The following is a 24,264-nucleotide window of genomic DNA, read 5'->3' as shown; positions in this document are numbered from 1 at the left end:
AATTTTTTTGTGTTTTAGTGTGTTTTTCAGTATCCAAATTTATTATGCATGATTCAGAGTCTAAAAGAAATGAAGTAATATAATGAATCAGGAAACAAAAAGGTGCAAAATTGCGATCCTTTTTTTATTTCGCTTTTATGGAAGTAAGATTTTTTTCTTATAAGTCGTTAAAATTTAAGTTGATTATTATCTTTTTTCGATTTGTTGCTTCGTGGCACACGGATTGCAAATATAACTGAAAATTTGGCTGTAATTTAGCAGAACGATTATAATATAAGATGATGATAAAAATATTTTCAAGGAGGTCACCATGCGTGTGAATGAGTTATATAAAAACAAACAACCGGTAATTTCAATGGAATTTTTTCCACCCAGAAATCAGGCAGCATCTGAGAAATTCGGCGGATTGATTGATACCCTGGCCGCGTACAATCCAGACTATATGTCCATTACCTTCGGGGCCGGAGGGTCTACACGGGATGGTTCGTATCAAACAGTTAAGGAATTGATTGTTGATAAAAAATTGCCCACGGTCGCGTATATTGCCGGGTATGGGCTTGGCCCGGATGACATCAGGGAGGTGCTGGATAGCTACAGGGAGTTGGGTGTTGAAACCATTTTTGTTATCAGGGGCGATCAACCAAAGACAGATGATGCAGCCCTTCACCCGGACAGCTTTTTGTATGCATCGGACCTTATCTCATTTATCAAGTCAAATTATGATTTTACACTTGGGTGTGCAGGATATCCGGAAGGTCATATTGAGGCAAAAAATCTGGATCAGGATATTCAATACCTGAAACAGAAAGTCGATAATGGTGCTGAGTATGTCGTGGCACAGTATTTTTATGATAATGATTATTTTTTCAATTATGTGGATAAATGTAAAGATCAAGGAATCAACGTTCCCATTATTCCCGGTATAATGCCGGTATATACGGTTAAAATGACACGGATGCTGTCAAAAATCTGTGGATCAGCCATTACAGACGAATTGGATCAAAAATTAAATTTTCTTGATTCTGAAGACAAGGAAGGAGCTGTTAAGCTGGGGATAGACTTTGCCGCGGAACAGTGCAGGGGACTTTTAAAACAAGGCGTTCCCGGACTTCATTTTTATACCATGGATCGAAGTAAATCCACAGGTGAGATTATTGCTCAATTAAAACAGGAAAATCTTTTATAAACTGCTGCGGCAGATCTGATATTTATATTGCCCGTATGGAATTGACCGGTTCAAAAGTGTTTTGACAAAATGGAAAATTCAAAGATTATTGATAAAAGGGAACAATTGAAAAAAGGGCAGCATATAGCCCTGTTATCAACGCTGCTCATACTCGCGTTAGCTTTGCTGAAAGCATTTGTCGGCTATCGGTTTAACTCTCCTCTTTTAGTTGCAGATGCATGGCACAGCGGTGCGGATATTTTGATCAACCTTTCATCTCTTTTCGGTCTTATCTTTGCGTCAAAGAAAAAATCCAGTAAATTTCCATACGGGCTTTACAGGGCGGAAACCCTTGCCTGTCTTTTGATAGGGATATTGATTGCCTTCATAGGTATTGATTTGTTTAAGGAAGGGTGGCACAAGCTTTTTATGATCAATTCCCGGAATGGTTTCCCCGTTTTTCCCATTGGGGCATCAATTGTCTCTTGTGTCGTTGCATCTGTTTTAGCCGTTAAGCAGCGGGCCATTGGAAAAGCCATTGGATCACAGGCCCTTTTGGCCACATCACAGGAAGCTTTTTTTGATATTTTTACATCCTTGTTTGTTCTTGTGGGAATTTTGTGTGTTTATGCACAGATTGCCTATGTGGAAGGTGCAGTTATTGTTTTGATAGCAGTATTGATCATGAAACTTGGTATAGAAACCGCATGGAAATCCATCATGGTTTTGATGGATGCCAACATGGATACGGATTTGAAGATGGAAATTGAGGAAAAATTGAACCAAATTCAGGGGGTTCAGGGGGTTTGCGACGTCAAAATACGGCAGTCCGGCCCTTTTAAAATCGTCAATTGCATCATTAAAACAACACCGTCCCTGGTATTGTATAAATCTCATGAACTGGCGGATATTGCAGAAAATATGCTGTTGACGAAATATGATAATATTGCATCTGTTTTTGTTCATGTTGAACCGGAAAAAGAGACAATTGAAACTGCGGTGATACCCGTTCAGGATAAAAACGGTCTTGATTCCATACTTCATAAGCATTTTGGACGGGCGCCTTATTTTATTATTTTAAATATTGGTCATGGTTTAATGGAGATTGAGTCCTATCTGGCTAATGATTTTCTTGATAAAAAAGGGCATGTCGGCGTTAATGTCGTAAAAGCAATTATTGATTACAAGATTAACCTTTTGTTTGTTTCAAGTATTGGTGAAATTTCATTTCATATGTTAAAAAATTCGTATGTTGATATCATTAAAATTGATAGAGAAATGAGCGTAAAAGAAATTATCAGCCTGTATAAGGAAAATAAACTTGATCCCATTACCCGACCTGATAAAGCCAAAATAAATTTTTAAAATATAAATTAAACGCAAAGATATCACAAAAATTCTTGATCCCTTTTGCGGTTTATGAAAAACTAATACCAATCTAAAACGGGTTCTCCGGTAACTTTTTATGGTGCAATGCCAATGAGGGGGAAATAATAATATTGGATACATTTACCCGGAACACGACAGAAACAATTCTTGAAAGCATATCTGACGGTGTTTTTACGGTTGACCATGAGTGGAAAATCATGTCCTTTAACCATGGGGCTGAAAAAATTACCGGCATATCACGAAAAGAAGCCATTGGTAAGCATTGCTGGAATGTGTTTCGATCAAACATGTGCCAGAACGAATGTGCACTAAAAAAAACCATGCAGGAAGGCCGATCATTTTTCAGCAGTTTTACATATATCATTAATTGTAAAAAAAAACGGATTCCCACAACGGTTTTTACCTCTTTGTTAAAAGATGAAAACGGGAATATTATCGGTGGCGTTGAGACTTTCAGGGACCACAGCCTTGTGGAGGAACTGCGAAAAAAATTGAATGGCAGCTTTCAAATGGGAGATATGATCAGTCAGGCCCAGTCAATGAGAAGCATATTTAAAATTTTACCGCAAATTTCTCAAAGTGACAGTACCGTGTTGATCATGGGAGAAACAGGTACGGGTAAAGAATTGATGGCAAAGGCGATTCACGATCTGAGTCCGAGAAAAGACGCTCCTTTTGTTGCGATTAATTGCAGCGCACTGCCGGATACTCTTCTGGAATCAGAATTGTTCGGTTATAAAGCCGGTGCGTTTACCCATGCAACAAAGGACAAACCAGGACAATTATCCATGGCAAATGAAGGGACGGTCTTGCTGGATGAAATTGGGGATACGAGTCCTTCGTTCCAGGTAAAGCTTCTTCGGGTTTTGGAGGAACAGGCGGTTTTACCTCTTGGGGCGGTTAAAAAAGAACAAATAAACATAAGGATCATTGCAGCCACAAATAAAAATCTGTCTCAAATGGTGGATGCAAATATTTTCAGGCAGGATCTGTTTTACCGCATCAATGTGGTGCAATTAAAACTGCCGCTGCTCAAGCAAAGAATGGAGGATATTCCTCTTCTTGTAGATCATTTTATTGCGGCCTTAAATAAAATCCAGGGAAAATTTGTCAGAGGGTTAAGTAAAACAGCTCTTGAAATTCTTATGGCCCATGATTATCCGGGCAATATACGGGAGCTGGAAAATATTATTGAGCATGCCTTTGTGCTGTGTTCCAAAGGGGAGATCACCCCGGATCATCTTCCGTCTTCGCTTACCCGGCAAGTCATGATGGAAATAGAAGACAGCACGTCACGGTTTCCCTTGAAAGCAGCAGAAATAAAAGTGATAAGAGCCTACTTGAGCAAAAATAATTATGACAGAAATGCCACGGCCAGGGATTTGGGGATACACAAAAGTACCCTGTTCAGGAAAATTGATAGGCTCGGGATCAAGCTGCCGAAAATTGATGGGCGATCCAAAAAAAAATAATTTCCCGGCATTCTGCACTGTTCAGTCTCTATACTGTTGCATTTTTGCATTTTGTTATCATCTGAAAAAATTCAATCCATAATATAGTTTTTGTAATTATCTGTGATTATAAGTATTTTTTTTATTTGGAAATATAATAACCTCTGGCATGTTCTTTGCGATAACTAAATTTGTAAGTTAGGTATAACTTAAATAATTAATTAAATAAAAAAGAAGGGTATGTCTCAATAACAGCCATGGCAGATCACTCTGCTACAAAGGATAATGAAAGATCTTTAATTTCAGTATGTTAAAGATTGTTTTGTGTAAGGAATATTAATAATGGAGAATGGTATGAAAATAGGTATCAGTTCAACAGGAAAAGATATGAATTCCCAGATCGATCCGAGATTTGGCAGATGTGCGTATTTTATGATTATCCGGATGGATGATATGAATATTGAAGTGTTTGAAAATGAGTATAAATCCCTTGGTGGGGGCGCTGGTATTCAGTCAGCGGGTTTCATGAACTCAAAGGGCGTGGAGGTTGTTTTGACCGGTAATTGCGGCCCTAATGCCATGGGTGTTTTTTCGGAAAGCCAAATAAAGGTTGTTACAGGGCAGGCGGGTTTAATCAAGGATGTTGTAGAAAAATTTAAAAATGGAGAATTGACTCCTTCTGTTGATCCAACGGTTGACGAAAAGTCCGGTGTGAAGGATATGGCGGGTCAGGGTAATGCAATGCCGCAAGGCCAGGGAAGAGGCATGGGGGGCGGAAGAGGAATTGGCTGTGGACGTGGCGGTGGCGGTCGAGGCATGGGCGGTGGAGGTGGACAAGGTATGGGAGGCGGTCGCGGTATGGGCGGTGGACGCGGTATGGGCGGCGGCAACCGTTAAAATTTATGGTAGAGTCTTAAAATTGCATTGTTACACAATTTTACTTTTTTGCGGAGGTTGAGTTTTTTTTAAGGACATGGATTAAATTTATATAACTGATTATAATTAAAGGAAAAATTTATTTTTAACCGTTTGGGTCATAGGTGGCATGCTCTTTGCGATACATCTTAATTTATATGAAAGTCTTGAAAAATTCAAACAGCGACTTTCAATCTTTGTTGTGGGCAAACCAAGGTGAAAGACCAAGTCTGCCGAGGCAGTTATTCAAGAAAGGAAAATTTAGGATGAAAGTTGCAATTACGGTTTGGGATGAGAAAATTTCCCCTGTTTTTGATTCTGCTCACAAGCTTTTAATTGCGGACATCAAAAATGAAAAAATAAAAAAAATGTCCTATCAATCATTTAACCCTCAATTTGAGGCTCGCCTTACAGAGGATTTAAGTCATTTTGGTATTGAAGTCCTGATCTGTGGGGCAATTTCAGAAATTCATTCTACATTGATTGAGGCTTGCGCCATTAAGCTGATCCCCTTTATCGGCGGCAATGTTAACCAGGTGCTTGAAGCTTATGCCAAAGGCAATCCTCTTGGTCCGTCTTTTTTAATGCCTGGATGCAGAGAGGACGATTCTATGGTATGAAAGGAGGATTCTTGCAAAATTCTGGTGCTGTCTCAATTGGTCAAGTTTTATCGGGTCAAGTTTTATCGGAGCAAATCCTATGGAATCAGGCTCTAGTGGATCAGGCTGTTAAGCTGCTATACTTGGTAACGTGGGCGCAAAGTGATCCGACCTATCAGTGCAATATTGCATCGTTATAGGATTGCGATATTGCACTGATAGGCTTTGCTGGTAATTTTTCATGAGATGGTATGATTTTTTAACTCCTTAATAATTAAAGGAATCAATTGTGAAATTATAGTTCTATTTTTTTTGGCATGCTGTTTGCTCTCTTTAAAGATTACAAACAACAGGAGGTCCAATGAACCTGCCCGTAAACTGGAAGATACTTCTGATAGATGATGACGAAGATATCCGGGATGTTATGGAAATCATCCTGAAAGATGCCGGATATTCAGTTGTTTGTGCTCCTGACGGGTATACGGGTCTCATGCTCACCACAAGAGAAGAACCCCAGATCGTTATCACGGACATTAAAATGCCCGGCTTGAACGGCCTTGAAGTCCTTGAAAAAATCAAAAAACTGAAACCGGAAACAGAAGTCATTATTACCACAGGGTTTGGCGATATTGAAAAAGCCGTCAAAGCTCTGCAATATGATGCGTCTGATTTTATTTCAAAGCCCATTGATGATGACGCTTTGCACACGGCATTGAAGCGGGCCATGAAACGGTATGTTGATAAAAAACAATTGTCTGATTACACTACCCTGCTTGAAAATGAAAATTTAAAAACCAGCTCTGAGCTGGTAAAGAGTGTAAATTTTCAGAGCAGTCTCATTGAAAATTCAATGGACGGAATTCTTGGATGTAATGAAAACGATATCATTGTAACCTATAACCGGAGTATGGAAAAACTGCTGGGGTATCCCAAAGCCCTGGTATTAAAGAAAATGAAAGTGATGTCGTTTTTCAAACCCCACCGGTTTTTAAAACTGAAACAAGATTTGTCCGGCAGTGATTTTGGTGGTAAGAACAGGTTGTTTGTCTATGAAACCTCCATGCTTTCAGTGGAACAAAAAGATATCCCTGTCCAGGTTTCAGGGTTTATTCTATCCCAGGAAACGGTCCCAAACAGCATGGTGCTTTTCATTAGTGATTTAAGGGATCTTAGAACCCTGGAGCAGGAAGTAACGGATCAGGCAAAACTGCTTCACCGGGAAAAAATGGTCTCTTTGGGACGGCTTGCTTCAAGCATGGTTCATGAAATCAACAATCCCTTGTCAGGAATCTTGAACTATATAAGGCTCATGATTCGTATCAGTAAAAAATATTCTGACATAGGATCAGAGAGAGGCTTGAGCATGAAGTCTGGCCTTAAATCTGGCATGGAACCGGATCTGACACAAGCCCGGTTGCAGGACAGGTTGCAGGAGCGGTTCAACAAGTTCAACTCCTATCTTGAAATCATAGAAGCCGAGACCCAGAGATGCTCGGATCTTGTGTCCGGCCTGTTGAAATTTTCAAGAAAAACAAAGCTGGAACAAACAAGTATTGATGTGGCTGAATTAATTCAACACAGTCTTTTATTGTGCAGACATAAGCTTGAGTTGAGCAATATCATTATACAAGAGAAATACGATACCGATGTCCCCCATATTTGCGGCGATTTTAATCAGCTTGAACAATGCATGATTAACCTGATCTTCAATGCCATTGACGCTATGGCAAATGGCGGGCGTCTGGAGATTAAAACAGGCTTTGATTCAAAAGAAAACCTTGTTTTTATTGCCATAAAAGACAATGGAAAGGGGATCTCAAAAGATGATATAAATTTTATTTTTGAACCTTTTTTTACCACAAAAAATGAAGGCTACGGGGTTGGCTTGGGGCTGTCTTTAACTTATGGAATTATTGAAAAACACAAAGGCACAATCGTTGTGGAAAGCACTCTGGAAAAAGGCTCTGAATTTGTAATTAAACTTCCCCCAAAGCAATCGGGTGTTTAAAGAACCGTAAAAAAATATCAACCATACTGGAGGTGTCCATGTTCAAGAAGCTTGCGCCCGGCTCCAACAAATTTGCATCTGAAAAACCGGAATTCGGCAAGACAGCTTTGTTGAGATTTCAACCCTGCAGGATAGGGTTTTACATTTGCCATTGCGGGTTGAACATTGCAAGCAAAGTGAATGTTGAAGCTGTCAGGGAATATGTCGAGACCCTTGAGGGAATAATTGTGTCCAGGGATTATAAATTCATGTGTTCGGAACCTGGTCAGGCCATGATTGAAAAGGACATCCGGGAACTGGGTCTGAACCGGGTGGTGGTGGCATCTTGCTCTCCGAGACTTCATGGAAAAACATTCATGGAAGCCTGCAGGCGGGCAGGGCTTAATCCATACTATTTTCAAATGTCTTCGGTAAGAGAACAGGTCTCCTGGGTGACCGAGGATGAATTGCTTGCCACCCAAAAAGCCATGCACCTGGTAACGGCTGCCATTCAACGGGTGAAATTTCATGATCATCTTGAAACAAAAACATCGGGCGTTAATCCAAATGTTGTAATCGTCGGTGGCGGCATTGCAGGTATGCAGGCGGCCATTGATGTCGGAAATTCAGGTCACAAGGCATATTTGATTGAAAAAGATACAACTATTGGCGGCCATATGCTTCAATTTGACAAAACCTTTCCAACTCTTGACTGTGCCGCCTGTATTGGGACTCCAAAAATGGTGGAAGTGGGGCAGAACCCGAATATTGAGCTGCTCAGTTTCAGTGAGGTCACCAACGTGTCTGGGTTTATCGGTAATTTTACAGTGGATGTCAGGCAAAAATCACGGTATATCAACCAAAATCTTTGTACTGGTTGCGGTGAATGTGCAAAGGTGTGCCCGGTTTTTATTCCTAATCCCTGGGACATGGGCATGGCTCAACGAAAAGCAATCGGCAGGGCCTTTCCCCAGGCCATACCCATCACCTATAATATTGAGAAAAAACAGACAGCCCCCTGCCGGTTAACCTGTCCTGCCGGGATAAATGTGCAGGGATATATTCAACTGGTTAAACAAAAAAAATATGATCAGGCGTTTCGTTTGATTATGGAAAAAGCCCCGTTTCCGGGCGTGCTGGGACGAGTATGCCCACATCCTTGCGAGGCTGAATGTCGGCGAAAATTTGTGGATGCACCCATAGCCATCAAAGAGCTGAAACGATTTGTAGCAGACAGGGCAAGCCTTGAAGATACATATATTCCTGAAATTTTGGACCGGGAAGAAAAAATTGCCGTGATCGGTGCCGGGCCTGCCGGACTGACGGCTGCTTATTTTCTGCGCCTGAAAGGATACCGGGTAACTGTTTTTGAAAAACTGCCCGTTCCAGGAGGTATGCTCAAAACCGGTATCCCGGACTACAGGTTGCCGTCAGACGTGCTTGACGGAGAAATAAACACCATTCTCGCCCACGGTATCAACCTTGTTACAGATACGGCGTTTGGAAAGGATATTACTTTTGAAAGCCTGGAAAAAGAGGGGTTTGACGCACTGTTTTTAAGTTCAGGTGCCCATGAATCTCTCACACTTGGTCTGGAAGGGGAAGCTTCCGCAAAAGGCGTTATGGATGCCATCAGTTTTCTGCGGGATGTGAACTTGGGATGCAAGACAGACTGCGGCAAAAAAGTGATGATTGTTGGAGGCGGTAACGTGGCCATAGATGCTGCAAGGTGTGCAAAACGAACCGGCAACTGTGAAGTCACCATCATATACCGGCGGACAAGGCAGGAGATGCCGGCCTATGAAGAAGAAATTACAGGAGCCCTTGAGGAGAATATTGAGATTTTAACCCTGACAACACCTGCCAAAATTATAACAAGGGACGGCAGGGTTGCCGGTATTGAGTGCATTAAAAATAAACTGGGTGAAAAAGATGATTCAGGAAGACAAAGACCGGTAAATATCTTGGGGTCTGAATTTGTGATTGAATGCGACACCATCATTCCGGCCATTGGGCAGAAAACAGACCTGTCATGGGCAAACTCAATGCCCGGTCTTGAGATCACTTCCTACAATCGTATAAAGACCCATCCCGACACTTTGCAGACATCTCTTGAAAATGTGTTTGCAGGTGGGGATATGGTTACGGGTCCTGCCACTGTCATTGAAGCCATTGCCCAGGGACGAAAGGCAGCCACAGGTATTGATAATTATATAAACAATATTCAAACGCATAAGGATGACAATGATATTTACAATGGCAAAGAGACAGATCATGGTAATGATGCAAATCAAGCCGTGAAACTTGAAAATTATTCTGAAATTCCTTCAAACACAATGGTTGAAGAGAGGGCCTGTGTTCACTCTATTGATCCTGAACAAAGGGTTCTTTCCTATGAGGAAGTTGAGGCCACTTTGACGGAAGAGCAGGCCGTAAAGGAAGCGCAGCGGTGTTTGAACTGTGCCACCTGCTGTGAATGCATGGAATGTATGTCAGTGTGTGAGGCAAAGGCCATAGACCATTTTATGAAGGAAAAGACCGTGCAGTTGCAGGCAGGCAGCATTATTCTTGCCACAGGTTATGATACCCTGGAGCCAACCCCTATGAAACAATTTGGCTATGGCAGGTTTGCCAATGTGTTTTCAGCCCTTGAATTTGAGCGCTTAAGCAATGCCACCGGTCCTACCGGAGGTAAAATTTTGATGCGCGACAAAAACAATGAATTTGTAAAACCGCCTGAAAGCGTGGCAATTGTTCATTGTATAGGCAGCCGGGATGTGAATTTCCACGAATATTGCTCAAGGGTTTGCTGCATGTATGCCTTAAAATATACGCACCTGATCAAGGAAAAAGTAGGTCATGATACAAAGGTCTATGATTTTTATATTGATATGCGCTGTTTTGGTGAGGGATATGAAGAGTTTTACAAGCGGTGCCAGGAAGAGGGAACAATTTTTATCCGGGGCAAAGTGGCACAGATCACGGATAAACCCGACAAGTCGTCTGAACAGGGAAAGCTGATTGCCATTGCGGAAGATACCCTTTTGGGGGAACTTGTCAGAGTGCCCGTGGACATGATCATTCTTTGCACAGCCATCCAGGCAAGGCAAGATGCCGGGGATGTGGGAAGGGTGTTTGGCGTTAACCAGGGGGCGGATGGATTTTTTCTTGAAGAACATCCAAAGCTGGCTCCTTTGAATACGGCAACAGAAGGCGTGTTTCTTTGCGGATGCTGTCAAAAGCCCATGGACATACCCGATACCGTGTCCCAGGCATCGGGCGCTGCGGCAAAAGCATTGTCTCTTGCTGCAAAAGGCCGGGTTGATATTGCTCCTACAATTTCATTTATTGATCCTGATGTTTGTGTAGGGTGTAAAACCTGTATCAGCCTGTGTCCTTATTCAGCCATTGAATTTGACGACCGAAGATTGGTGTCTGTTGTCAATGAAGCTGTCTGTAAAGGATGCGGCAGTTGTTCCGGGGTTTGTCCCAGCGGTGCGGCACAAAGCCGCCATTTTACCAAAAAACAGATTTTCGCGGAAATCAGCGGAATTTTTTAAAGATATCAACCCACTGGCAAAAGGAGAATTAAATGGAAAATTTTCAACCGGTTATCATCGCTTTTGTCTGCAACTGGTGTACCTATACGGCTGCGGATCTTGCAGGGACATCCAGATTGTCCTATCCTGATAATATTCGCCTGATCCGGGTCATGTGTACGGGAATGGTTGATCCCCAATATGTTATCAAGGCTTTTCTTGAAGGAGCTGACGGGGTTTTAATCAGTGGGTGCCATCCGGGCGACTGCCACTATATCAACGGCAATTACAAGGCAAGACGCCGGATCAAGCTGTTAAAAGAAATTCTTGTGCGATTTGGAATTGAAAGGGACCGGCTGAGGCTGACATGGATAGGGGCAAGTGACGGCATTGAATTTTCTCAAGTCATGACGAAGCTCAATGATCAAATAATTGAAATGGGACCTTCTCAGACAAGGTTGAGCAAGGTCATATGATGGAAAGGAAAAAAACTGCCATGATATGCAAAATAGAGCGTGAGGATAACAGCCTGATCAAAGGATTGCAGTTGTTTTTTAAACGGCTCCTGGAAACCCGCAAGATTGATGCTCTTTTTCTGCCGGTTCGCTTAGAAGGGTCAAGTTCCATTATGCCGTCTCTTGTGACCAGCCCGGATCAATTGGAGAATGCCATACCTTTAAGCCCTGCTTTTGCGCTTAATTCGGCAAGGATGGTATCTCGTCTTTCCTATAAGGCGTCCGGAAGAAAAACTGTTGTATTGCTACGACCTTGTGAAATACGGGCTTTTATTGAACTGGTAAAGCTCAAACAAGGCTCCCGGCAGGAGTTGATTCTTATGGGCATGGATTGCCCCAAAGCATTTACATCGTCTGACTGTGCAGCGTACATGAAAGGATCGCCTTTGACCGATGATGCCTATGTTGAGGCGGTGTTTTCAGGCAACAATGAAACCTCAGACAAAAATGAAGCCTCAGACAACAATGAAACTATAGAAGGCTTTACATTCAGCAGTGCCTGTAACACCTGTGAGAATCCGTTTCCCATCAACAGTGACTTGAATATTCTTCTTCACGGTATTGATCTTTCAACGGGGGTGGTGGTGGAGTCAGACAGTGAAACGGGGCAAAAGATTCTGGAAAGCCTTGAAATGCCGGAGGCGGTCTTGCCGGAGAAACGAGATCAGATCATGGCTCAGATAAAACAGGCCCGTTCAACAGCCAATCAGGCAATGATTTGCGACATCACCGATAAGACAGACAGTATCGTAAAACTCAATGCTTTTTTTGACCGGTGCATCAACTGCTATAACTGCCGGAACATGTGCCCGGTCTGCTATTGCAAAGAGTGCGTTTTTAATACGGATGTGTTTTATCATCAGCCGGTTCAATATCACCAGTGGGCTGAAAAAAAGGGGAGTATCAAAATGCCCACGGATACGGTTTTTTATCATCTCACCAGGATGGCACATATGAGTCATGCCTGTGTGGGATGCGGTCAGTGTTCAAATGCATGCCCCAGCGATATTAATGTTTTTGAGCTGTTCAAGAGCGTGGCTCAACAAACCCAGGCAGCCTTTGAATATTCTCCCGGAACAGACGAAAATCAATTGCCTCCCTTATCGGTTTTTAATGAACAAGAGTTTGAGAGCATAGTTGGTGTGGCAAAAGAATAATCGGATATAATTTATTTTTTGGAGGTCAAATGAACAAGGCAATTGGCAGAACATTGGTTGCCGGCGCAGGGTTAAGCGGTATCAGATCTGCACTGGATCTGGCTGAAACAGGCTTCAAGGTTCTTCTCATTGACAAAGCAGACCACATCGGCGGCCTGTTGTGTCAGCTTGATTACCAGTTTCCCACATCCACATGTGGATATTGCCGGATGCTGCCCATGTTTGACAGGGACCGGTCTTCCCAGCATTGTTTGAGAAAAGGGCTTTTCCATGAAAATATTGAGATCCTTTTGTCCACGGAACTGATATCTGTTCAAGGGGAACCAGGGGATTTAACCGTTACCCTCAAACAAAACCCCTCTTTGATTGATTCGTCTTTATGCACGGGGTGCGGTGAATGCGAACGGGTTTGCCCGGTGTTGGTAAATGATCCGTTCAACGAGGGATTTACAAAGCGAAAGGCTGTCTACCTGCCGACACCCCAGTCCTTTTCCAATGCTTACACCATTGATTATACGGCATGTACAAGGTGTGGCGAGTGCGAGAAAATTTGTTCTGCAGGGGCGATAAAATTTACAGAACAGGATAGGGAAAAATTTAAGATCCTGGTGGTTGATGATGAAAAAATTGTCCGGGATTCCATGAAAGAGTGGCTCAAGGAAGAGGGATTTTTCGTCAAAACAGCGGATTCAGGACAAAAAGCCCTTGACCTGATGGACGAACAGCTGTTTAACATGCTGCTTACCGATATCAAAATGCCTGGAATGGACGGGGTTGAATTGCTGGCCAGGGCAAAACAGAAAAATGAAGATCTGTGCGTTATTATGATGACGGCGTATGCCGCGGTTGATTCAGCCGTGGATGCCATGAAACATGGGGCCCTTGATTATCTTACCAAACCCTTTGATCCGGATATATTGATTTCCATGGTGCTGAAAGTCTATCATGAGTTTGAAATTGCCGAAGGACGTGTTGAACGGGTGGATGCGTTTATTCTTGCCGGGGGAACACAGTTTTTCAGGCCTGAACTGGGAAAAAATCCTTATGGTTATGGTGTTTTGCCGGGGGTGTTAACCGGTATGGAGTTTGAACGGCTCATCAGTGGAACCGGGCCTGAATTTGTTTCCGGCAGCAACAGGTTGATTCATCCAAAAACCGGCAAGCCTGTTCGAAAAATCGCCTGGTTCCAATGCGTTGGTTCCAGGGATGTCCAGGCTGGGGCACAGTTTTGTTCCAGTGTCTGCTGCATGATTTCCATAAAAGAGGCTATTCTTGCCAGAGAAAAATTTGGCCCGGATATTGAAACCACGATTTTTTATATGGATATGAGAACAATCGGCAAATCCTTTGATGAGTATAAGCGAACTGCTCAACAAGACAACCAGGTCAGGTTTGTCAGGGCAAGAATTCATTCTCTTTCTCAAAACCCCACCTTTTTTAAAAATTCTGTTGTTTCTCAAGATTCCGGTAAAATGGACGGCAATCTTGTGACCAGGTACGCAGACATTCAGGGAGTCATCCATGAAGAAGATTTTGATCTTGTGGTGCTGGCAACCGGACAAAGACCTGCCCAACAGATGACCGATTTTGCCATTAAAAACAACATTGAAACAAACACATGGGGATTTGTTGAAACCCTGCCTTTTTCAATGGTTGAGACATCAAGGCCGGGGATTTTATCCGGCGGATCTCTTTGCGGGTTAAAGGATATCGGCGAATCAGTCACCTGTGCATCGGCAGCAGCCTTTGGGGCATGCAAAATCATGCACAAGGCAGGGCGGCGGATAACCCATGAAATACAGGCAGATGAACCAGCGATTCTGGCAAGGGAAAATCCAAGAATTTTAACGGTGCTGTGTTCTTGCAATACTGCATTTTCTCAAAAGCTTGACATTGAAACTCTGAAAGCCAGCCTGGAGCGAATTCCGGAAATAGAATCCATTGAAATAATGGATAAGCTGTGCATGGATGAAGGAAAGGCAGCCTTGATTGACAAGATTGAAAAAATCCATCCCAACCGTCTTGTTATAGGAGCATGCCTTCCTTGTATTCAAAAACAAAAAATCAGGGAACTTGGAAATATGTCAAAACTTCACCCAAGCCTTATTGAAACTCTGGATATGGTTCCTGTTTTAAACAGGAATTTAAATTCTCAAATTACCGATTTTCAAATTATAGGGACAACACAATGTCTTGAAAGAGAGTTGAAAGTTTTGATATCAAGGGCCAGGTTTAAAAATCCCGTGCCGGTTGAGGAAGTTGAATCCAATCAAAACGCACTGGTGATTGGCGGTGGTATTGCAGGTATCACAGCGGCATTGTCAATTGCGGACTGCGGGTATCATGTGGACCTGGTTGAAAAAAATGATACTCTTGGCGGGAATCTGTTGTGGATGGATAAGAATGTTGACGGTCTGGATATTCAGGCGTATCTGGCTGAAAAAGTCAAACAGCTAGAATCCCATGATCATGTTACGATTCATAAACAAACAAATATTGAAGGTTCTGGTGTTAACGGTTTTGCAGTTAACGATTATAGAGGGAGGGCAGAAGAATTTGCCACTGTTTTAAACAAAGACAATGACCGAAGTGAAACGATTTTTCACGGGGTGACAATTCTGGCTACAGGAGGCAACCAGGCCCCACTTGATTTGATGTCTAACGACCCGTCAAAAAATGTGTTGACCCAGAAAGAATTTGAAATTGCTGTTCACGACCGGGAAATTAATCCTGAAAAGTTGAACAGTGTTGTGATGATACAGTGTTCCGGAACAAGGGATGAAAAGCAAAATTACTGCTCCAGGGTCTGTTGTATCAGGGCTTTAAAAAATGCGCTTTTGCTCAAAGAAAAGAATCCAGATGTCCAGGTCTTTATTTTTTACAGAGATATGATGAGCTATGGATTTTTTGAAGAATACTACATCCGGGCAAAAAATCTTGGTGTGGTTTTTTTTCAGTATGATCCTGAAAACAAGCCTGTGACACAAACAAATAAAAGCGGGTGTCTTGTCAAAGCCCGTGATATTCTGCTGGATATGCCGGTTGAAATCCAGGCTGATTGCGTGATTCATGCCACTGGTATTTTGCCGGATCTTCCAAAGGCACTGGCAGATCAATATGGCGCAACAAGAGATGAATTTTATTTTTTCAAGGAAGCTGATTCAAAATTCAGGCCTGTGGACAGCATGAATTACAGGGTTTTTTCCTGCGGCTTGTCGTTAAAACCGTGTATCATTGAAGAAGCAATTTCTTCAGCCCAGGCCTGTGCCGTAAGGGCCATGCGAATTCTCTCTCATGAGCGTCTGGTATCCGGGAAAACAGTTGCAACAACCCGTGCGGCAACCTGCAGCATGTGTGAAATGTGTGTGGATACCTGTCCCTATGGTGCAAGGTTTGTTGATGCTTTGGAGGAAAAAATAGGTATTGATCCTGGTGCCTGCCAGGGATGCGGTGTGTGCGCGGCAGTCTGTCCAAGCGGTTCGGCAGTCCTGGAGGGGTTTGACGCCAGGCAGATGCTGGATGTCATTGATATGGCATTGTTGTGATATTATCGTGGTATTGTCGTAATATCCTGGGCAATTGTTAAGTTGCCGGATGAAAATTTCAGTGAACTGCCGGATAAAATATCAGGTAATGCAGGAATTAAACACTAAAAAAAGGGGAAAGGGTATGGGCCAGGAAAATAATGAACTGTTGTTGACACATATCGGGCCGATCAAGGAGATGATCCAGACATGCATTCAATGCGGAACCTGTACTGCGTCCTGTCCGAACACAAAATTTATGGACATGACTCCCAGGCATATGTGGCGTTTGCTGCTGACGGATCATGCTGACGTAATTTTTTCAAGCAAATCTTTTATCATGTGTTCATCCTGCTATTATTGCACCTTGAGATGCCCAAGGGGGCTTGAGTTGACTGCTGCCATGAGCCTGTTGAAACAGGCGGCATCAAAATTAAAATTAAAGCGGTTCCGGCGCTCGTCTCTTTTTTATGAAGCTTTTTTAGACAGCGTTGAAAAACATGGCAGGGTCAAGGAGATGGAGTTTATGACCCACTATTTTATGTCGATGAAAAACCCCCTGCTTCCGTTGGGCTATGCGGCTTTAGGAACAAGGCTGCTGGCTAAGGGTAAGATCCGGCCTGACTTTTCTTTTGGAGGCAAGGGAAAATTAACGGCATTGTTTGAAAAAACAGCACAACTGGAGGGATGAGATGAAATACTTATATTATCCTGGCTGTTCATTGGAAGGCACCTCTGTTGAATATCATATTTCCACCAAAGCATTAATGCAGGCTATGGACGCACAATTGGAAGAAATTGAGGATTGGACCTGCTGCGGGGCCACGGCAGCCGAGTCCGTAAGCCGGCTGTTGTCCTATGTGCTTCCGGCAAGGAATCTGGCCCTTGCTGAAAAAATGAACAGATCCAAACAGATTCTGGTGCCCTGCAGCGCCTGCTATCTGAATTTGAAAAAAACCGAAGAAAAGATAAAAAAAGACAAGAATTTGCTGGGGCAAATTAATATGGTGCTTGCCGAAGAAGATCTTGTTTTAAATGGAGATGTAACCGTCCGGCACCTGCTGGATGTTCTGGCAAATGATGTGGATATCAAAAAAATCAAGCTGGCAGCTCAACAAAAAATGTCGGGTCTGAGCATTGCGCCTTATTACGGATGTCAGTGTCTGCGGCCTTTCAATGTTTTTGATGATCCAGAAGATCCCCATTCCATGGATGCATTGATACGGGCAACCGGGGCACAAATTTTTGAATGGGACATGGGTGGTCAATGTTGCGGCGCTTCCAATACCAGTACAAAGCCTGAAGCAGGATTGGCACTGGTGGGAAAAATTTTGCAGGCTGCAAAAGGGGCGGATGCAATATTAACCGTCTGCCCCATGTGCCAGATGAACCTTGAAGGCTATCAAAAAAAAATATCTCAACAACAAGGGAAAAATCTTGAAATCCCGGTTCTTTTCCTTCCGCAGTTTTTAGGGCTTGCCATGGGAAAAAAACAAGAAGATACCCGGTTGGATTTAAATCTTTCCCATACAGGAGTTTTTGCAAAAAGAGCTGTATTATATGAGTAATTTTACCAAATATTTAAGGCACAGCCTTGTTTCAAAGTTGATCATTATTGTTGGACTGACCGTTATTTTTTCCATATCTGCCTGGGCATATTTTAATATTAATAATATTCGGACCCAGATTATGAAAAACCTGATCGCCAGTACGGACAGGCTTACAAATTCCATCAAACTCGGCACCCATTACGCTATGATGCTCAATTCAAGGGATGACATTACCCAGATTATAAATAATATCGCAACTCAGCCGGAAATAGAAAATATAAGGATATACAATAAAGAGGGTAAGATAAAATTTACCAACCAGACAGAAGAGATAGATACATTGGTAGATATTAATGAGGTGGCCTGTGAAATTTGCCACAAACTGAACCCGCCGTTAGAAAACCTCAGTCTGGAGCAACGGACCCGGTTTTTCCGCTCGGAAAAGGGCCACAGACTTCTGGGCATTGTTCAGCCCATATGCAATGAACCCGGCTGCGCTACAGAGTGTCATTTTCATCCTGGGTATCAAAAAATACTGGGGACTCTTGATGTGGTTGTATCGCTTGAACAATCTGATCGTCAGATGCTGAAAATTGAAAAGGGGATCATCAAGCTTGCATTTTGGACTATTTTTATTATATCCGTAATTATTTTTTTCTCTATTTTACAATTTGTAAGCCGGCCGATAAAGAAGCTGATTAAGGGAACTCGTAAAATAGCAGAAGGAAAATACAATGAAGATATTGATATTGGCAATGATTATGAAATAGGTCTTCTTGGCAGAGCCATCAAAAAAATGGGTACGCAGATTAATCTTGACCGGGCTGAATTGAAAAAACAGAGAAATGAATACCAGTTATTGTTTGAAACCGCTCCTTGCATGATCACAGTTCAGGATAAAAATTACCGGTTGTTAAGATGGAATAAAGTGTTTAAAGACAGATTTGATCCCAAGCCTGGATCTCTTTGTTATCACGCCTATAAAAGTCTGGAAGAAAAATGTGTCAATTGTCCGGTTGAAAAAACTTTTTTGGATGGTAAGTCCCACTATGGCCAAGCTGAGGGTATGGGAAAAGACGGTGAAAAAACCCATTGGATGTTTATCACCTCTCCCATAACTGATGCTGACGGAAACATTGTTGCCGCAATGGAGATGAGCATTGATATTACCCAGAGACGAAGGCTTGAAAAAGAGCTTAAAAGTTCTGAGGAAAAGTATCATGCAATATTTAACAATATTTCAAATCCTGTTTTTGTCGTCGATATCCAGACATTTGCCATCCTTGACTGTAATATTAAAGCAGTTGAAGTTTACGGGTATTCCAGAAGCATCTTGTTAAACAAATTGTTTTCCGAGTTTTTTGTGGAATCTCAGGCAGCCGAACTGGTTAAAAAAATGAGGTCGGGCCGGGAGATAAACAAGGTGAAACACCTGGTGCAAAATAACCGGTTCATCTATGTTGACATGTGGGTTTCGCCATCAAATTATTCGGGCCAAAAAGTGCTGCTTGTCACCATTAATGATATTACTCAGCGTCTTGAAACCGAACAGCACCTGATGCATGCAAGCAAAATGGCCACCCTGGGTGAAATGTCCACCGGGATTGCCCATGAATTGAACCAGCCATTGTCGGTGATTAAATCTTCCAGCAGTTTTTGTATGAAAAAAATGCGGAAAAATGAAATAATTGAAAAAGAGATTTTCAACAAGCTGATTTCAAAAATTGACAGCAATGTGGACCGGGCTGAAAAAATTATTCACCATATGCGGCAGTTTGCAAGAAAAACTGAAATCAAACTTGTCAGAACAAACATAAACAAGGTGCTTCAAAGAACATTTGAAATGTTTAACCAGCAACTTAAAATTCACGGTATTGATGTTATCTGGGATAAAAACGATGCATTGCCGGAAATACAGGCTAATCCCGACAGACTTGAACAGGTTTTTATTAATCTTGTGATGAATGCAAAAGATGCCATAGAAGAAAAATGGGAAAAACAGGGCACAAGGCCGGGGGATACCGACAAAATTACCATTATAACCAAAATACGGGATAACAGGGTTGTCATTGAAATCCGTGACACGGGTATCGGAATTCAAAAAGAGGCGGCTGACAAGCTGTTCGAGCCTTTTTTCACCACCAAGGAAGTGGGAAAGGGAACGGGTTTGGGGTTGTCCATAAGTTATGGTATTATCAAAGAGTGTTCCGGCACAATCCAGGCAGAGCCGGGGAAGAACAAAGGCGCGGTTTTTATTATCTCTTTTCCCGTACCGGACGGAGATGGAGATGATATCGTGTATGAAAGCCATAAAAGTTGAGGAAATATGATTGATAAAAGCCAGGTGTCCATATTGGTTGTTGATGATGAAGAAGATATCAGGGACGTTCTTGAAATTGCATTAATGGATATCGGATATACGGTATTGCTTGCAGAAAATGGCGAAAAGGCATTTGAGATATTCAAGTCCAAAAGACCCCAGATAGTTATTACAGATATTAAAATGCCGGTTATGGATGGTATTGAATTGTTAAGACAGATTAAAAGGGAAAATCCTGCAACCGAAGTGTTGATGATCACCGGTCACGGCGACATGGATTTGACCATTCGCAGCCTCAAGCACGAGGCCATGGATTTTATCACCAAACCTGTAAATGTGGATATTCTTGAAATTGCCGTTGAAAAAGCTGTTGAAAAAATTGTCTCAGGTCAAAAGCTTTTGGAATACACTCAAAAACTTGAACTTCTCATCCTGGAAAAATCAAAGCTGGCCGATCATTTGTCCGGCCTGGGGCTTATGATGGGAACCATCTCACACAATATCAAGGGATTGTTAACCAATCTTGACGGTGGACTCTATGTGGCACGGTCCGGCCTGAAAAACAACAACAATAAAACAATCGAAGAAGGAATGGACTTGCTGGGGCAGTCAGTTGACCGGATAAAAAAGATGATCATGGATGTTTTATTGTATTCCAAGGAAAGAAAGCTTAACCGAACCGTCATTGAGACCAAAGGGTTTGTCAGTCAGATTAAAAAAATGATGGAATTAAAATTGAAAAAAACAAATATAATCTTTAATTGCAATTATACACATTGTCCTGAAACCATGTTTGTGGATGAGGAATTTATCATGGCCGCCCTGGTCAATATCCTGGATAATGCTATTGATGCATGCCGGTCTGATATGCAGAAAAAAGATCATGCCATTGAGTTTGAAATATTAAGGAAAACAGATCAATTGGTGATTCAAATTTATGATAACGGCTGTGGAATGGACAGTCAAACAAAAGAAAAAATATTCAACCTGTTCTTTTCCTCAAAAAGTACAAAAGGAACTGGATTCGGACTGTATATTTCAAATTCTATTATCAAACAGCATGGCGGCTTCATTCATGTAACGTCCATAAAGGAAAAAGAGACCCTTTTTAAAATTATCCTGCCCGATGAAATTTAAATTGTTTTGTAGTAATATATGTTGTACTCTGAGTCCCATTGAAATTGATCTGAACATCAAACATGTTCCGGTGTTTTTTTTGATTTGGGCAGTAGCTGGGCTATAACAAGAAATGTTGTGAGTTTTTAATGAGGTTTGAGAAAACCGATTTTGAAGTAATAGAAAAAAAAAACAATAAATTGGGGCGACTTGGTTTTAAACAAAAACTTACTGTTACATCCCTTTCTCTCGATATCTGTGCCAAACCTGAAGGAATTGCTAAAAAAAATGTGAAAACCGCCAAGTTTTCAAGTAAGCAGGTGATCTATTTGATGGTGATGATGGTTTTGGAGACTTTTAATCTTAGACATTGGAATTATTATGACTTATAAAATCATTGAAGATTTAGTTGAAAAACTTTCCTGTGATTTTGTCCTGGCAAATCCAGAAGAAGAGCCGGAAAGCTTATCCGGTTTGTTGCCGATTTTGAAACAAATTCATGGAAAGTGTACGGAACTGTCTTTGGATGCTAAAGCAAAAGAGGTTTTAAAGGCAAGAAAAATTATAACGGCTGTTTTAAAAAATAATACCGGGGATGTTGAAAAAAAAATGACTGCTCTGGGTGAATTGATATCTGAATTGTCGTCGCCCATATCTTTTCCGGAAAAAAATGATCAGGTTTCGGATCATACTGAAAATAATTCATCTGATGAAATACCTGATTCTCAGGTTTTGGATCGAATAGAAGAAAATTTGAAACAATTCGCTGATCTGATCAGCGGTTATTGTCCCGGAGAAATTCCTGATCTTGGTTTGATGCTCAATACACTGGATGAGCTTATTGCGGTTTCAAAACAGAAAAATTTTGTTATCTTGAATGAAGTCTCGGTTGCCTGCAAAGGGTATGTGGAATACATGACCCTGGAAGATGTTCATGATACAAAACCCATTGAAGAAGGCCTTTTGCTGCTCAAATCCGTCTTGAGCCATTTGAAAAGAGGAGAGGGGTTTGCATTTGATTATTCTGATGTTCTGGAATTGTTAAATGTCAAGCTCGATAAAGAACAAGAGGTCAAAGAGACTGAGGTAATTGAGGAAGAGCCGGAATTCGAAGAAACCTTAGTGGTAATAGAAGAGCCGGAACCTGAAGAAATTTTGCCTATAAAGGAAGAACAGGAACCTGAAAAGGCCGTGGAGATTGAAGAAAAACCGGAACCGGCAGTCCGAACAGAACCGGAAAAAATATCAGACGATGACATGGAAATTCTTATAGATTTCGTATCTGAAGCTGAGGAAAACCTTGATACAATTGAAGTCAGTTTAATTGATCTGGAGCAGGATCCGACCAATAAGGATATTATCAACGATATCTTCCGTCCGTTTCATACCATTAAAGGGGTGTCCGGCTTTTTGTCACTGACGAAAATCAATAAGCTTTCCCATACAACGGAAAATCTTCTGGACAGTGCTCGCAGCGGAGATTTTGTGATTAATAATACAGCAACAGATGCCATATTGGAATCTGTGGATGCCTTGAAAAATCTCATAGAAAGGGTAAAACAAGGGACTTCCACAGGATTCAAGCAGCCGGATGATGATATTGACATTAACCATTTGCGGGACAAACTCCAAAACCTCCAGACTGCCCTGACAAAAGGCGGAAAAGAACCTCTGGGAGAGATTCTTGTCAGAAAAGGTGTTATCAACAAGGAAAGTCTTGATCAATCCCTTGAGAGTCAGCAGGAATCTCCTGAGAAAAAACTCGGGGAAATACTGGTTGAAGAAAAAAAAGCAGCCCCCAAGCAGGTTGCCTCTGCCTTGATGGAACAAAATCTGTCCAAAAAACAGGTGGTCTCCCAGGTTAAAGTGAGTACTCAAAAACTGGATGATCTTGTGGATTATGCAGGAGAGCTTGTCATTGCCCAGTCCATGCTCAAACAGAAAACGTCAAATGATCCGTCATTGAGCCAGAATGTTGCTCAGCTTGGTTTGATTGTAACCAATATGCAGAATATTGCCATGTCCATGAGAATGATCCCGATTAAAGCAACTTTTATGAAAATGATACGCCTGGTCAGGGATTTATCCCGAAAATCAGGCAAAGACGTGGCTTTAAATATGATTGGTGAAGAAACCGAGATCGACAGAAATGTTGTGGATGCGCTGTATGAACCCATGGTCCATATGATCAGAAACTCCGTTGATCACGGCATCGAATCAAAAACAGATCGTCTTGAACATGGAAAGTCTTCTCAGGGTCAGATTGTTTTGAGGGCTTATCATAAAGGCGGGCATATCATTATTGAAATCGAAGATGACGGTAAAGGGCTTGACAAGGACGGGATACTTGAAAAGGCTAAAAGCACGGGTCTTATTACAGGTAATGAACAGATGACGGATGCCCAGATCTATGATCTCATCCTTCAGCCCGGGTTTTCTACTGCAAAGCAGATCACTGATGTCTCCGGCAGAGGGGTTGGCATGGATGTGGTCAAAGATGGGATTGAAAAATTCAGGGGGCAGTTGCATATTGAATCATCAAAAGGCGTTGGAACCAAATTTACCATCAGCTTACCGCTTACGCTGGCAATTATTGACGGAATGCTTGTAAGGGTTGATGATGAAAGATATGTCATTCCCACCATAGCCATACAAAAAGCTTTTAAACCGGAGAAAGAAGATTATTTTACCGTTAGGGGTAAAGGCGAAATGGTCAAGGACAGGGGTAATTTGATTCCCTTGATCAGATTGAATGAACTTTACAATAGCAGCAATCAAAAAAAATCTGTCTGGGAGAGTCTTGTTGTTGTTGTTGAGTCAAAGGAAGAAAAAAGAGCATTGCTGATTGATGAACTTCTGGGCAAAGACGAATATGTAATCAAAAGTCTCGGCACCAATCTTGAGGATGTTGAAAGCCTTGCCGGCGGAGCCATCCTTGCTGACGGACGAGTGGGGCTTATTCTCGATATTCATGGCATTTTCAGCCTTGTGTCACAGGGCATGCAATAGGAGCCTTAAGAAATCTTTTATTATGCAA

The 24,264-nt window shown here is 42.0% G+C and carries 16 protein-coding genes; all 16 read left to right on the top strand.

The window, feature by feature from the left end; all coding sequences use genetic code 11:
* Positions 1–310: 310 nt before the first annotated feature.
* Positions 311–1,186, top strand: a complete 876-nt coding sequence (locus BLT94_RS09960; RefSeq protein ID WP_092233487.1) for a methylenetetrahydrofolate reductase — start codon at positions 311–313, stop codon at positions 1,184–1,186.
* A 69-nt stretch (positions 1,187–1,255) separates the two neighbouring features.
* Complete coding sequence (locus BLT94_RS09955) at positions 1,256–2,530, top strand: cation diffusion facilitator family transporter (RefSeq protein WP_014957284.1); 1,275 nt, start codon at positions 1,256–1,258, stop codon at positions 2,528–2,530.
* A 134-nt stretch (positions 2,531–2,664) separates the two neighbouring features.
* Positions 2,665–4,026, top strand: a complete 1,362-nt coding sequence (locus BLT94_RS09950; protein WP_014957285.1) for a sigma-54 interaction domain-containing protein — start codon at positions 2,665–2,667, stop codon at positions 4,024–4,026.
* 333 nt (positions 4,027–4,359) lie between these two features.
* Positions 4,360–4,902: a NifB/NifX family molybdenum-iron cluster-binding protein gene (locus tag BLT94_RS09945; RefSeq protein WP_092233484.1), complete on the top strand. Its 543-nt coding sequence runs from the start codon at positions 4,360–4,362 to the stop codon at positions 4,900–4,902.
* A gap of 284 nt (positions 4,903–5,186) precedes the next feature.
* Positions 5,187–5,540, top strand: a complete 354-nt coding sequence (locus BLT94_RS09940; RefSeq protein WP_014957287.1) for a NifB/NifX family molybdenum-iron cluster-binding protein — start codon at positions 5,187–5,189, stop codon at positions 5,538–5,540.
* 340 nt (positions 5,541–5,880) lie between these two features.
* A complete protein-coding gene (locus BLT94_RS09930) occupies positions 5,881–7,527 on the top strand; it encodes a hybrid sensor histidine kinase/response regulator (RefSeq protein ID WP_092233475.1) in 1,647 nt (548 codons plus the stop codon).
* Positions 7,528–7,565: 38 nt separating this feature from the next.
* Entirely contained in the window at positions 7,566–11,066 is a 3,501-nt protein-coding gene (locus tag BLT94_RS09925; RefSeq protein WP_245743077.1) for an NAD(P)-binding protein, read from the top strand.
* A 32-nt stretch (positions 11,067–11,098) separates the two neighbouring features.
* A complete protein-coding gene (locus BLT94_RS09920; RefSeq protein WP_014957290.1) occupies positions 11,099–11,521 on the top strand; it encodes a hydrogenase iron-sulfur subunit in 423 nt (140 codons plus the stop codon).
* Positions 11,518–12,717 (top strand): 4Fe-4S dicluster domain-containing protein, encoded by a 1,200-nt coding sequence (locus BLT94_RS09915; protein WP_092233472.1) that lies wholly within the window; start codon positions 11,518–11,520, stop codon positions 12,715–12,717. Before BLT94_RS09920 ends, BLT94_RS09915 begins: the two co-directional genes overlap by 4 nt.
* Positions 12,718–12,746: 29 nt before the next feature.
* Positions 12,747–16,262 carry a response regulator gene (locus tag BLT94_RS09910; RefSeq protein ID WP_092233469.1) on the top strand — a complete coding sequence of 1,172 codons (3,516 nt, stop codon included), beginning with the start codon at positions 12,747–12,749 and terminating at the stop codon, positions 16,260–16,262.
* A 124-nt stretch (positions 16,263–16,386) separates the two neighbouring features.
* Complete coding sequence (locus BLT94_RS09905) at positions 16,387–16,932, top strand: 4Fe-4S dicluster domain-containing protein (protein ID WP_245743075.1); 546 nt, start codon at positions 16,387–16,389, stop codon at positions 16,930–16,932.
* 1 nt (position 16,933) lies between these two features.
* The gene (locus BLT94_RS09900; protein WP_092233466.1) at positions 16,934–17,809 is read left to right on the top strand and encodes a CoB--CoM heterodisulfide reductase iron-sulfur subunit B family protein; all 876 of its coding nucleotides are present in this window, start codon (positions 16,934–16,936) and stop codon (positions 17,807–17,809) included.
* On the top strand, positions 17,802–20,111 hold the full coding sequence (locus BLT94_RS09895) for an ATP-binding protein (RefSeq protein WP_092233463.1): 2,310 nt from the start codon (positions 17,802–17,804) through the stop codon (positions 20,109–20,111). Before BLT94_RS09900 ends, BLT94_RS09895 begins: the two co-directional genes overlap by 8 nt.
* Before the next feature lie 6 nt (positions 20,112–20,117).
* The gene (locus BLT94_RS09890; RefSeq protein ID WP_092233460.1) at positions 20,118–21,248 is read left to right on the top strand and encodes a hybrid sensor histidine kinase/response regulator; all 1,131 of its coding nucleotides are present in this window, start codon (positions 20,118–20,120) and stop codon (positions 21,246–21,248) included.
* A 128-nt stretch (positions 21,249–21,376) separates the two neighbouring features.
* On the top strand, positions 21,377–21,619 hold the full coding sequence (locus tag BLT94_RS09885) for a hypothetical protein (RefSeq protein ID WP_092233457.1): 243 nt from the start codon (positions 21,377–21,379) through the stop codon (positions 21,617–21,619).
* Positions 21,609–24,236 (top strand): chemotaxis protein CheA, encoded by a 2,628-nt coding sequence (locus BLT94_RS09880; RefSeq protein WP_245743074.1) that lies wholly within the window; start codon positions 21,609–21,611, stop codon positions 24,234–24,236. The genes BLT94_RS09885 and BLT94_RS09880 overlap by 11 nt, the downstream gene beginning before the upstream one ends.
* Positions 24,237–24,264: the final 28 nt, after the last annotated feature.

It is taken from the genome of Desulfobacula phenolica (genome assembly GCF_900105645.1).
In the GTDB taxonomy this organism is placed as follows: domain Bacteria; phylum Desulfobacterota; class Desulfobacteria; order Desulfobacterales; family Desulfobacteraceae; genus Desulfobacula; species Desulfobacula toluolica.
This window is presented reverse-complemented; position numbering and strand designations above follow the sequence as displayed.

Bases quoted from the DNA above. Each gene is read 5' to 3' on its own strand.
- BLT94_RS09885 (WP_092233457.1), top strand. From the start codon at position 21,377: ATGAGGTTTGAGAAAACCGATTTTGAAGTAATAGAAAAAAAAAACAAT.
- BLT94_RS09960 (WP_092233487.1), top strand. From the start codon at position 311: ATGCGTGTGAATGAGTTATATAAAAACAAACAACCGGTAATTTCAATG.
- BLT94_RS09890 (WP_092233460.1), top strand. From the start codon at position 20,118: ATGATTGATAAAAGCCAGGTGTCCATATTGGTTGTTGATGATGAAGAA.
- BLT94_RS09910 (WP_092233469.1), top strand. From the start codon at position 12,747: ATGAACAAGGCAATTGGCAGAACATTGGTTGCCGGCGCAGGGTTAAGC.
- BLT94_RS09905 (WP_245743075.1), top strand. From the start codon at position 16,387: ATGGGCCAGGAAAATAATGAACTGTTGTTGACACATATCGGGCCGATC.
- BLT94_RS09920 (WP_014957290.1), top strand. From the start codon at position 11,099: ATGGAAAATTTTCAACCGGTTATCATCGCTTTTGTCTGCAACTGGTGT.
- BLT94_RS09880 (WP_245743074.1), top strand. From the start codon at position 21,609: ATGACTTATAAAATCATTGAAGATTTAGTTGAAAAACTTTCCTGTGAT.
- BLT94_RS09900 (WP_092233466.1), top strand. From the start codon at position 16,934: ATGAAATACTTATATTATCCTGGCTGTTCATTGGAAGGCACCTCTGTT.
- BLT94_RS09915 (WP_092233472.1), top strand. From the start codon at position 11,518: ATGATGGAAAGGAAAAAAACTGCCATGATATGCAAAATAGAGCGTGAG.
- BLT94_RS09955 (WP_014957284.1), top strand. From the start codon at position 1,256: ATGGAAAATTCAAAGATTATTGATAAAAGGGAACAATTGAAAAAAGGG.
- BLT94_RS09895 (WP_092233463.1), top strand. From the start codon at position 17,802: ATGAGTAATTTTACCAAATATTTAAGGCACAGCCTTGTTTCAAAGTTG.
- BLT94_RS09930 (WP_092233475.1), top strand. From the start codon at position 5,881: ATGAACCTGCCCGTAAACTGGAAGATACTTCTGATAGATGATGACGAA.
- BLT94_RS09945 (WP_092233484.1), top strand. From the start codon at position 4,360: ATGAAAATAGGTATCAGTTCAACAGGAAAAGATATGAATTCCCAGATC.
- BLT94_RS09940 (WP_014957287.1), top strand. From the start codon at position 5,187: ATGAAAGTTGCAATTACGGTTTGGGATGAGAAAATTTCCCCTGTTTTT.
- BLT94_RS09925 (WP_245743077.1), top strand. From the start codon at position 7,566: ATGTTCAAGAAGCTTGCGCCCGGCTCCAACAAATTTGCATCTGAAAAA.